Genomic DNA, 11041 nt, shown 5'->3' on the forward strand with positions numbered 1-11041 from the left:
AATCAAACCATTATGGAATGAGCACGACCTTGCCCGTCGAACGGCGCTCCCCGATCAAGCGATGCGCGTTGCCGGCCTCATGGAGCGGAAAGCGCGCGCCGATCGCCACCCGCAGCCGACCGCTCGCCGCCAGATCGAAAGCTTCGGACAGGCTCGCCTTCAGCACGTCGGCAGACAAAAGCGGCAGCAGCGCAAAGCCCTTGAGCAATTGATTGCGGCCGATCATCGCTTCCAACCCGTCGGCGCCGAGCGCGAGACGGCCGAGCGCTGCGAACACCAGCTCGCCGCCGGATGAAAGCACATCCAGGAGGCCTCCGGTCATCGCACCGCCGACAGTGTCATAGATCGTATCAACGCCATCCTTCGCAACATCACTGAGCTCGGCCACCCAATCCGTCGCCTGATGATCGACGGCGGCATCGGCGCCGAGCGACAAAGCGATATCGCGCTTGGCCTTGCCGCCGGCCAGCGCGATGATGCGGCCGGCACCCTGCCCTCGCGCCAGTTGCACAAGCAGCGAGCCGACGCCGCCCGCGGCAGCCGGCACTAATATGGATTTGTTCGTAGGCGAGCTCCGCCGCAGGAGGTGCAAGGCCGTCAGGCCTTGCACCATCAAGGCCGTCGCGTCCTCGAAGGAAAGCGCATCCGGCAACGGCACCGCCAGGCTGGCGTCGATCGTCACATATTCGGCGTAGCCGCCAAACGGGCGTGTCGAGGCAAACAGCGGCGCGGCGACGCGGCTTCCCAATAGCCGCGGGTCCACGCCCTCACCGACCGCCTCGATGGTGCCGGTGGCCTCGACGCCGGGAAACATCGGCAGGCCCGGCGTGACCGCATAGCGATCCGCCCGCATCAGCACCTCGAAGAAGTTGATGCCGGCGGCTGCAACCTTGACCAGAATCTCCCCGGCGCCAGCCGACGGCTTGGGAACATCGACGACTTGCAGCACTTCGGGACCGCCGAAGCGGCTGTACTTAATGGCTTTCATGGCAGGCTCCGATCGCTATGGCATCGGCCGCCGTGTGCCACTATCTGCGCTCTCGCCGCTACACACAGATTTGTCCGCTGCTCACCAGGAGGTGACCATGTCCCGAGCGACAAAGAGACTCCCGATGCTGCCGGCGGAGCGCGCCTTGAAGGTGATCTCGGGCCGCTGGAAAGCGGTGATCCTCTATTATCTCTTCGATGGCCCTCGCCGGTTCTCGGCACTGAAGGCGCTGATGCCCGGCATCACCCAGAAAGTGCTGATCGAGCAGTTGCGCGAGATGGAGGAGCACGGGCTGGTCAGCCGCGCGATTTTCGCCGAGGTTCCGGCCCGCGTCGAATATTCCGCGACGACGCTCGGCCTCAGCCTGGAGCCGATCCTGCTGGCGCTTTGCGAGTGGGGACAGCACCATGCGGACGCGCTCGATGAAAAGCATCGGCTGGCCGACTGCATCATCCGCCCAAGGCAGACGAGGGGCTTCCACAAATTGAAAAGGGCGGCGCAAGCGCCGCCCCGGAAGACGATCTTTGGGAGGATGTGACGCCTTAAGCGGCTTGGGCTTCGCCGGCGATTGCATCGGCCGCGCGAGCCGCCTTCAGCACCTTCGCCCACCAGGCGACATCATTGACCAGAGCGGCAGCGGCCTGGTTGAGGTGCTCGATGTCCTCGAGCTTCTTCTCGCCCTGGCGGACGGCCAGGAAATCGCCCCAGGCGATGTGGACGGCCGACTTGACCGGCGCCATCTGCAGCTCGACGGCATGCAGCCGGAGCTGCTCGACGGCGCGCGAGCCGCCGACACTGCCGTAGCCGACGAAACCGGCCGGCTTCTTGTTCCACTCGTTGGCGGCGTAGTCGATGGCGTTCTTCAGCACCGCCGTGGGGCCGTGATTGTATTCGGCGGCGGTGAAGATGAAGCCGTCGAACCCGGCGACCTTCTTCTGCCAGCGCTGCGCCACTTCGTTTTGCGACGGCGCCCAGGCGGACGACGCGACCTCGTCGAAGAAGGGCAGCGGGAAGTCGCGCAGATCGACGACTTCGACATCGATGTCGGCATGCGTCTTGGCGATCTTGGCGATCCACTGCGTCGGCACGTCGGCGAAGCGGGCGGCGCGCGTCGAACCGACGACAATGGCGATTTTGGGCTTGGACATCTTGGGGCTCTCCTTGCGGGAATTTCTGGTATCGTTTGGATACCGGCGCTATATGTGATACTGACAAAGCCGCACGCAAGGAGGCACGTTTTTGTTACTGAGGCACCCGCACAACACCGAGGACTGTCGCGCCGTGTCGGAGATCCTGCAACGGGTCGGCGACAAATGGACCGTGCTGGTGGTCGGCAAGCTGGGCGGCGGAGCGATGCGCTTCAACGAATTGCGCGCCGCCGTCGGCGGCATCTCGCAGAAGATGCTGACCACCACGTTGCGCGGCCTGGAGCGCGACGGCTTCGTCACGCGAAAGGTGTTTCCGACCATCCCGCCGCGCGTCGATTACGAGCTGACCGAGCTCGGCCACGAGCTGCTGGTGCCGGTCGGCGCGCTCGGCGCATGGGCGCGCAAGAACACCGAGAGGGTCAAGGCCGCGCGTGAGAAATTCGACAGCGAGCACGGCTGAAATCCTTACGACGCAAGGGGCTTAGGATCTCACTGCGGCCGGCATTGCCTTCGGCATAGGCGGCTCACGGTCTTTGCCGGGGCAGCTTCTGGCGTGTCACGTAGGAGGTGATGCTGACCGGCTCACGGTCGACCTTGATGGCGACCGCTATGTTCCGACGACATCCAGTCAGGCCCTCGGCACCGTGCTGTCGCATGGCGCCGGGCTGCAGATTTCGCACCCCGCCGCCTGCCTTCCGATACCCCTATTGCCGTACCCACAGGCAGCTTGCGGAATGTCTGTCTTGACCTCGACATAGGTCGTTATGCCGAGCAGGCAGACCAGCGCGACAAGGGCCGCCACGAGCCAGCCGTTCAGCATATGTTGACGCATTGTCTTTCCTCCAACGCCGGCAAAATCGGACGTGGAGGCAACCATTGGATGTCGCGAAGCGCATCACCCGCGCGGGCGTTGTTACAAACGTCCCGGATTGGGAGAATCGGCTCGCGTCAGCTTTCGGCCGGAACCGGCTTCGGCTTGCCTTCGCCGTCGAGCGCCACCATGACGAAATCGGCGTGGGTGACCTTCTCCATCAGGTCGGAGAGATAGCGCTGCGCCCAGGCCTCGACCTTGAGCGTCATCGAGGTGCGGCCGACGCGTTCGACATGGGTGTAGATGCAAAGCGTGTCGCCGATCTTCATCGGCTTGGCGAAGGACATCTCCTTCACCGCGGCCGTCACCACGCGGCCCTTGGCGCGCTCGGCGGCGCGGATGCCGCAGGCAAGATCCATCTGCGCCATCACCCAGCCGCCGAAGATGTCGCCGGCAGCGTTGGCGTCGGATGGCATGGCGAGCGTCCGCAAGGTGAGATCGCCGATCGGCTTTCCGTCCGCGTAGTGCACCATGCGGGATATCCTTCGAGATTTATCGCCTTCGGTCCCGTAGCGTCACGGCGTCTGGAGGTCAACGCGCCATGGGCTCCGGCCCGGAGCCACTAGCAATAGCGCGCCAGGTTCGAGCGAATGCGATCGAGCACGGTAGCCCCCGAAACGTCGGGAACAAATTCCTTGCCCGTGATCGCCTCGTAGGCCTGCGCATAGACCCTGGAGGCCTGTTCGATGATCTCACCAGGGATCGTCGGGATCGGGTCCCTGTAGGGATCGCACCGAGCCGTCACCCACGAGCGGATGAAATCCTTGTCGAAGCTTTCCGGCCGCGCGCCGCTTGCCAGAGCCTGTTCGTAGCTTTGCGCGATCCAGTAGCGACTGCTGTCGGGCGTGTGGATTTCGTCGGCCAGGATGACCGCCCCGCTCTTGTCGGTGCCGAATTCATACTTGGTGTCGGCGAGGATGAGGCCGCGTTCGGCGGCCCGCGCTTGGCCGCGGGCGAACAGCTTCAAGGCGTAGCCCGAAACGGTATCCCACTGTGCCTGCGTAAGAAGCCCCTGCTCGATGATCTCAGCCTTGGACAGCGGCTCGTCATGGCCTCCATCCGCGGCCTTGCTCGTCGGCGTGATGATCGGCTCGGCCAGTTTTTCGTTGTCGCGCAGGCCGTCCGGCAGGCTGATCCCATACATGCTCCGCTCGCCTTTGCGGTAGCGGGTCAATATCGAGGTGCTGGTGGTCCCCGCCAGATAGCCGCGCACGACGATCTCGACCGGCAGGATATCGAGCCTGGTGCCGACGACGACATTAGGGTCGGGATATTCGAGGACGTGGTTGGGGCAGATATCGGCGGTTTCCTCGAACCAGTAGCGGGCCGTCTGGGTCAGAATCTCGCCCTTGAAAGGGATAGACGCCAGGATGATGTCGAAGGCGCTGATGCGGTCGGTGGCGATGATGATGCGCCTGCCGTCCGGCAGGTCGTAGTTTTCCCGGACTTTGCCCTTGTAGTGTCCGGGCAGTTCCGGGATGAAAGCATCCGACAGGATACGCATGTGATGTCCTGCCTTGCGCAGTGGGGCCGATGCCATCGCATAAGGCGTCGACCCCCTGCGTATCAAGCGCGATTGTCTGGATTCTCCGCAACTCGACCAATTATCGCGGTCGCTTTTTTCACAACCGATGCCGGAAGGCCAGGCGACTTGGCGGACCCGCCGCGCCTACGTTGGTGCCGTAGTTTCAGGAACAGCCCGCGCCCACCATGCAGACTTATGATTTCATTGTCGTCGGCTCCGGCTCTGCCGGCTCGGTTGTTGCCGACAAACTGTCGGCCTCGGGCCGCTTCTCGGTGTTGGTTCTGGAAGCGGGCGGCACCGATCGTCGCTTCTACGTCCAGATGCCGCTCGGCTACGGCAAGACCTTCTTCGATCCTGCCGTCAACTGGAACTACAAGGCCGAGCCCGACCCCGGCCTCAGCAACAATGCCGACCACTGGCCGCGCGGCAAGCTGATCGGCGGCTCGAGCTCGATCAACGCCATGGTCTGGATCAGGGGCGCACGCGAGGACTTCGACGCCTGGGCGGCCGCGGGCAATCCCGGCTGGAGCTATGACGAGCTGCTGCCCGCCTTCAAGGCGCTAGAGGACAATGCGGCCGGCGCCGACCAGTGGCGAGGCGTCGGCGGGCCGTTGCGCATCACCGATTGCTCGAACGCGGTCCATCCGCTGACAAAGCGCTATCTTGCGGCCGCACAGCAGGCCGGCCTGGCGCTGAACCCGGACTTCAACGGCGCCAGCCAGGAAGGCGTCGGCATCTACCAGATCACCACCAGGAACGGCCGCCGCATGTCCGCCGCCCGCGCCTTCCTGCGCCCGGCGATGAAGCGCGGCAACGTCCGCGTCGAGACCAATGCGCTGGCAACGAAAATCCTGTTCGAAGGCAAGCGCGCCGTCGGCATCGAATATCTGCAGAACGGCGAAACCAGGAGCGTCCGCGCGGGCCGCGAAGTGATCCTCTCAGGCGGCTCGATCAACTCGCCGCAACTGCTGCAGCTTTCCGGCGTCGGGCCCTCGGCGCTGCTCGGCGGTCTCGACATCCCGGTCGTCCACGCAAACGACAATGTCGGCGCCAACCTGCAGGACCATGTCGGCATCAACTACACCTTCAAGGGCAAGCTGCCGACGCTCAACCAGATCCTGCGGCCATGGTGGGGCAAGCTTCTGGTCGGCATGCAGTACATCTTGCTGCGCTCCGGTCCGCTGTCGCTGTCGATGAACAACGCCGGCGGCTTCTTCCGCACCGACCCGTCGATGGCGCGGCCGAACATGCAGCTCTATTTCCAGGCCTTCTCGACCGTCATTCCAAAGAGCGGCGAGCGCCCGATCCTGACGCCCGATCCATGGCCGGGCTTCTCCATCGGCCTCTCCAACTGCCGTCCGTCGAGCCGAGGCGAGATCATGATCCGCTCGAAAAATCCGCGCGACTATCCGAGGATCGTGGCCGACGCCTATTCCACCAACGCCGATGTCGACGAGATGCTGGCGGCAGTGAAGTTCGTGCGCAAGATCGCCGCGATGCCGGCAATGGCCGAGATCATCGAGGAAGAGGTTTTGCCTGGCCCTTCAGTCACTTCCGATGCCGATCTGATTCAGGATTTCAGGAAACGCTCGGGCACCGTCTATCATCCGGTTTCGACCTGCCGCATGGGTCCGGACGCCGCGCGCGCTGTCGTCGATCCACGCCTGAAGGTACATGGGCTCGAAGGCCTCCGGGTCATCGATGCGTCGATCTTCCCCGACAACATCACAGGCAACACCAACGCCGCCTCGATCCTCACCGGATGGAAAGGCGCCGAGCTGGTTCTGGAGGATCAGAAATGAAAGTCACCGACGTCAAGACCTGGGTGGTCGGCAACCCGCCGCCTGGCATCGGCGGCAAGTATTTCATCTTCGTCAAGCTCACCACCGACGGCGGCGTGGTGGGCTACGGCGAGGCCTACAACGCCACCTTCTCGGCGCATGTCACGGCCAGGATGATCGAGGACATGGCCGAGCGCTACCTCGTCGGCCGCGATCCGCACGACATCGAAAACTTCTTCCGCCGCGCCTATTCTTCCGGCTTCACCCAGCGCCCCGACGTTTCCGGCATGGGCTGCTTCTCGGCGCTGGAAATGGCCTGCTGGGACATCATCGGCAAGGAAGCGAACAAGCCGGTCTACAAGCTGCTCGGCGGCCAGGTGCACGAGACGCTGCGCTCCTACACCTATCTCTATCCGCATACCGGCAGCGTCCATTCGGAAGATGCCCGTGGCAAGAACGTCTACAACGACCCCGACATGGCCGCCGCCTGCGCGCTCGAATATGTCGAGCAGGGATTTAATGCCGTCAAGCTCGATCCGGCCGGCCCTTACACTGCCTTCGACGGCCACCAGCCGCGCCTCGTCGACATCGATCTTTCGGCGCGCATGATCAAGGCGATCCGCGAAGCTGTCGGAAACAGGGCGGACATCCTGTTCGGCACGCATGGCCAGTTCACCGCTTCCGGCGCGCTGCGTCTCGCGCGCGCTATCGAGCCCTACGATCCGCTGTGGTTCGAGGAGCCGGTGCCGCCGGACATGCCCGAGGTGATGGCCCAGGTTGCTCGCGCGACCTCCATCCCCATCGCCACCGGTGAGCGGCTGACGACGAAATTCGAATTCGCCCGCGTCATCGAGAACCGCGCCGCGACCATCCTGCAGCCGGATCTCGGTCGCTCCGGCGGCATCCTGGAGACCAAGAAGATCGCCGCTATGGCCGAGGCCTACCACATCCAGGTCGCGCCGCATTGCTACTGCGGGCCGATCGTCGGCGCCGCCAACATCCAGCTGGCGGTGACGCTGCCCAACTTCCTCATCCTGGAATCGTTGAAGCAGTGGGACGGTTTCCACGCCACGCTGCTCAAGAAGAAGATCGAGTGGCAGGACGGCAACGTCATTCCATCAAGAGAGCCAGGCCTCGGCGTCGAGCTCGACGAGGCGGTCTGCGACGCGCATCCCTACAGTGGCAACGAACTGCATCTGCAGATGATGCAGACGCCGCTGATGCCGTGAGCCCGCGCCTCGCCTACGCCTTCATCGGCCTTGGCCACCTCGGTGGCAACCTTGCCGCCAGCCTGCTGCGCCACGGCTTTGCTGTCACCGTCTTCGACCGTGACCCGGCGGCTGTAGAGCGCTTTGTCGCGCTCGGCGCCACGGCGGCAACCAGCCCTGCCGAGGCGGCCGCCCGCGCCGGCAATGCGATCACCTGCCTGCCCTCGCCGAAAGTCAGCGAGGCGGTGCTCGCTGGCCCCGACGGATTGCTCGACGGCCTGCCCGCCGGCGGCACCTGGATCGAGATGTCGACCAATGGCCGCGACGAGATCGTGCGGTTGGCGGCACTTGCTTCGGCGAAAGGTATCGAGACGCTGGAATGCCCGGTCACCGGCGGCGTGCATCTGGCGGCGTCAGGAAAAATCACCGCGCTGGTCGGCGGCGATGCCGCGCTCTGCGCCCGTCATCGCCCGGCGATCGAGGCGATGTGCGCGAAGTCGCTCCTGATGGGTCCAGTCGGCTCGGCGGCGGTGATCAAGGTCATCACCAATATGCTGGCCTTCATCCATCTGGTCGCCGCCGGCGAGGCGCTGATGCTGGCCAAGCAAGGCGGGCTCGACCTCGCCCAAGCCTACCATGCGATCGTCGCCTCCTCCGGCAATAGCTTTGTGCACGAGACAGAAAGCCAGCTCGTCTTGAACGGCTCCTACGACATCGGCTTCACCATGGACCTGGCGCTGAAGGACCTCGGCTTCGCGCTTGCCATGGGCAGGGATTTCGGTGTGCCGCTTGATCTGGCGTCGCGCGTCAACGCGATTTTCGAGCAAGGCAAGGAAGCCTATGGCGGCGACGCCTGGTCGACACAGATCGTCAAGCTGCTTGAGGACGCTGTCGGAATCGAGCTTCGCGCCCCGGGCTTTCCAGCCAGGCTGGAGGCATAAGCCAAAAACTTTAGCCAGCTGTTTTCAAATGGTTAGCTCCGCCCGTGGAATCAGATGTTGAATCCGTTGATTCAACATCTCAACGTCAGCGCGCCCGGCAGGATTTCGAAGGTTGCCGGAATGCGCCCGGGCGACTCGCCGTCTATGTCGACCAGCGCCCCGTTCTTCTCCACATCGCCGAGCGGTTCGACCAGCACCTTGCGGCCGCGCAGGATGGTGATCGCCGGGTGGTTGCGGTGGCGCCCGCCATAGAGCAGCCGGATGTCCCGGATCAGCCCGAGCTTGCCGGCAGCGCGCAGGATGACGATGTCGAACTGGCCGTCGGTGAGTTCGGCGTCCGGCGCGATCATCATGCCGCCGCCGAAGAATTTCCCGTTGGCCACCGCCACCAGCGCCATGCGCGCCTCGACCGGCGTCCCGTCGTCGATGGTGATGCTGACATCCTGGAACCGGTAGCGGACAAACTCCAACACCGTGCGCCAGAAAAACAGCGCCTTGGCCGACACCCTGCCCTTGCGCTTGTCCGCATTGACCGCGCGATCGGTGGCGCCGGAAAGCCCGACGCTGGCGATGTTGATGAAATGGCGGCTGGCCAGCGCGCCATGATCGTCGATGTAGGAGATGCGCCCGGCATCGATCTTGCGGACCTTCGCGCCGGCGATGCGCTTCAGCGCGGCGTCGAAACCGTGCGGCAGGCCGAGCCCACGTGCGAAATCGATGCCGGTGCCGCAGGGCAGAAGCCCGAGCTCGGTCGCCCTGCCAGTCTCAAGCTCTGCCTGCAGCAGCCCATCCGCCACCTCGCTGGCCGTGCCGTCGCCGCCGGCGGCAATCACCAGGTCGCAGCCATCGACCGCCAGGTCGATCGCCAGCCGCTCGGCATCGCCGCTGGTCTGCGTCTCGCGCAGGTCGAAATCGCCGAAATGCTTCTTGAGCGACGCGGCGATCTCCGGCCAATGCCGCTTGAGCTTACCGCCTCCCGCAATCGGATTGAGAACCACCCCGACCTTCAATCCCGTCCTCCCCGACGGCCTGGAGCAGCCCGCCTGATCCTTTGCCGGCATTGAAGCCCGCGCCGGCCGGCAGGGCAAGCGCCCAAATGTGGGGGCAGGCTGTCTAAGACAGTTGGCCGTGAAATTCCCGTCTTGGTGAAATCGGTCCCCGATAATCCCGCTATCCACAGGTCCGGGTCTATTCCGCAAAGCCCTTACCGGGCGTACATTAAACCCATCTCAGGCGGCTACCGAACGCCTCGCCGAAAGGCAAAGCGCAAGGCGGATTTCCTGAGGCCCGTACGGCCCGGAACGAAAGCAGGTTCGCCTGTTGGAGGGACGGATGTCTGCGGGGCCGCGGAAAGCGTGCGAACGCCGAGGCGGACCGATGCTGCCATGAAGGCCGGTGAAAACCTTCGATGGCACGCTGGGCGAAGCCCGCAAGGGCGGAGAGCGGCGTGGTCTGGAACGGGCGTTGCCTTCGGGTGGGCGACTGGCAGGACCGTCAAAATCAAGGCCGGCCTGGCGCGACGACTTTACGGAAGTTGCTGCCGTAACGGTTCCTGATCTGACAGGGAGGCGCTGGGAGAAATCCCAGCGCCGACTGTCTTTTTGGGCCCATTTGCCTCGCCGCTGCGCTCGCATCCGCATCGTTCCGCGGCCGCCGCCACTGATGCTTTCCCGCAACAGTCGCAAGCCAAGCAACCTTCAGCAACACGCCGTCATGCACAATTCACAATCGCGGCCAAATCCCGCCTTGTTCCCCCGCGATTGATCGTGCCGGGAACGAGTTCGAAGGGACAAGACAGTGATCAAGACCGCCCTTGTCGCCATGACCATCGTCGGCTGCGACTGCAACGCCAAGCTCTGCGAGTATATCGGCGAGACGCCCGCCAAATGGGCGACGATCGCCGACTGCGAAGCGGCGATGAAGAGCCAGATGCTGCATCAGCGCAATTTCAACTATCCGCTGGTTTCCGGCATCTGCCGCGCCAAGGGTTCGGCATCGACCTCGGAGCTCGCCGCGAAAGCGTCCGGGCCGGAGCTGAAGCCGGCGAACCGCGTCGTCGAAACCATCGCGCCATTGCCGCCCGAGCTCAACCATCGCCCGAGCGTCCCGGTCGGCGCGACGGTGACGGCCAGCGAGACGGAAGCGGCGCGGCCGGTCGCCTTCGAGTCCGCGGTCGACGGCGGCAGCGCCGTGCTCTACCGCACCAAGGCCGGTTATGCCGTGGTCAAGACCGATCTCGGCCGCGCGACCACCGCGACCGTGGACATGGCGAAGCGGTCGGCAAACTGGCTGGCGGGACTGGTGCCGAGCGGGCTGTAGTTCCTCGACACGAGGATTCTGACAGGTCGTAGACATATCGTCAGCCGGGATTTCACGGTTCGTTTCGGCGAACCATCGCAACCGCACGGAATTGGCCGAAGCCTCCCCAACGTCGTCATCCTTGGGCGTAGCGACGCGAACGGAGCGAAGACCCAAGGATCCATGCCGTGATCTCAGCCGAAGAGTGCAGCGGAGCAGAATTCTGCACCGCTGGTGGAGCTTCGATGTAACGGCATGGATCCTTGGGTCTTCGCTCCGTT

The 11041-nt window shown here is 64.4% G+C and carries 12 protein-coding genes; 6 read left to right on the top strand and 6 right to left on the bottom strand.

Annotation, left to right across the window (positions count from 1 at the left end; all coding sequences use genetic code 11):
* Positions 1-10: 10 nt before the first annotated feature.
* Positions 11-988, bottom strand: coding sequence for a quinone oxidoreductase family protein (locus EH240_RS25225; RefSeq protein ID WP_125003686.1), 978 nt, complete (start codon positions 986-988; stop codon positions 11-13).
* A 97-nt stretch (positions 989-1085) separates the two neighbouring features.
* On the opposite strand from EH240_RS25225, the gene EH240_RS25230 reads away from it, so the two are divergent.
* Positions 1086-1526 (top strand): winged helix-turn-helix transcriptional regulator, encoded by a 441-nt coding sequence (locus EH240_RS25230; protein WP_245436355.1) that lies wholly within the window; start codon positions 1086-1088, stop codon positions 1524-1526.
* 4 nt (positions 1527-1530) lie between these two features.
* Here the strand turns inward: EH240_RS25230 and EH240_RS25235 are convergent, their stop codons facing one another.
* Positions 1531-2136 (bottom strand): NADPH-dependent FMN reductase, encoded by a 606-nt coding sequence (locus tag EH240_RS25235; RefSeq protein ID WP_125003688.1) that lies wholly within the window; start codon positions 2134-2136, stop codon positions 1531-1533.
* A 91-nt stretch (positions 2137-2227) separates the two neighbouring features.
* On the opposite strand from EH240_RS25235, the gene EH240_RS25240 reads away from it, so the two are divergent.
* Positions 2228-2596, top strand: a complete 369-nt coding sequence (locus EH240_RS25240) for a winged helix-turn-helix transcriptional regulator (RefSeq protein ID WP_125003690.1) — start codon at positions 2228-2230, stop codon at positions 2594-2596.
* A gap of 168 nt (positions 2597-2764) precedes the next feature.
* Here EH240_RS25240 and EH240_RS25245 read toward each other — a convergent pair whose 3' ends face one another.
* From EH240_RS25245 to EH240_RS25255, 3 genes are all read right to left on the bottom strand, one after another.
* Positions 2765-2968, bottom strand: coding sequence for a hypothetical protein (locus tag EH240_RS25245; RefSeq protein ID WP_125003692.1), 204 nt, complete (start codon positions 2966-2968; stop codon positions 2765-2767).
* A 116-nt stretch (positions 2969-3084) separates the two neighbouring features.
* The gene (locus EH240_RS25250; protein WP_125003694.1) at positions 3085-3480 is read right to left on the bottom strand and encodes an acyl-CoA thioesterase; all 396 of its coding nucleotides are present in this window, start codon (positions 3478-3480) and stop codon (positions 3085-3087) included.
* Between the two features lie 89 nt (positions 3481-3569).
* Positions 3570-4511, bottom strand: coding sequence for a phosphoribosylaminoimidazolesuccinocarboxamide synthase (locus EH240_RS25255; RefSeq protein ID WP_125003696.1), 942 nt, complete (start codon positions 4509-4511; stop codon positions 3570-3572).
* A gap of 206 nt (positions 4512-4717) precedes the next feature.
* Between EH240_RS25255 and EH240_RS25260 the strand changes: the two genes are divergently transcribed.
* The 3 genes from EH240_RS25260 to EH240_RS25270 are packed head-to-tail and all read left to right on the top strand — an operon-like array spanning position 4718 to position 8462.
* Positions 4718-6334 (top strand): GMC family oxidoreductase, encoded by a 1617-nt coding sequence (locus tag EH240_RS25260; RefSeq protein ID WP_125003698.1) that lies wholly within the window; start codon positions 4718-4720, stop codon positions 6332-6334.
* Positions 6331-7542, top strand: a complete 1212-nt coding sequence (locus EH240_RS25265) for a mandelate racemase/muconate lactonizing enzyme family protein (RefSeq protein ID WP_125003700.1) — start codon at positions 6331-6333, stop codon at positions 7540-7542. The genes EH240_RS25260 and EH240_RS25265 overlap by 4 nt, the downstream gene beginning before the upstream one ends.
* Positions 7539-8462 (top strand): NAD(P)-dependent oxidoreductase, encoded by a 924-nt coding sequence (locus EH240_RS25270; RefSeq protein WP_125003702.1) that lies wholly within the window; start codon positions 7539-7541, stop codon positions 8460-8462. Before EH240_RS25265 ends, EH240_RS25270 begins: the two co-directional genes overlap by 4 nt.
* A 71-nt stretch (positions 8463-8533) precedes the next feature.
* Here EH240_RS25270 and EH240_RS25275 read toward each other — a convergent pair whose 3' ends face one another.
* Positions 8534-9472 (bottom strand): diacylglycerol/lipid kinase family protein, encoded by a 939-nt coding sequence (locus EH240_RS25275; protein WP_125003704.1) that lies wholly within the window; start codon positions 9470-9472, stop codon positions 8534-8536.
* Positions 9473-10259: 787 nt separating this feature from the next.
* On the opposite strand from EH240_RS25275, the gene EH240_RS25280 reads away from it, so the two are divergent.
* Positions 10260-10781 carry a hypothetical protein gene (locus EH240_RS25280; protein WP_125003706.1) on the top strand — a complete coding sequence of 174 codons (522 nt, stop codon included), beginning with the start codon at positions 10260-10262 and terminating at the stop codon, positions 10779-10781.
* Positions 10782-11041 lie beyond the last annotated feature (260 nt).

Source organism: Mesorhizobium tamadayense, from assembly GCF_003863365.1.
Classification (GTDB): Bacteria; Pseudomonadota; Alphaproteobacteria; order Rhizobiales; family Rhizobiaceae; genus Mesorhizobium; species Mesorhizobium tamadayense.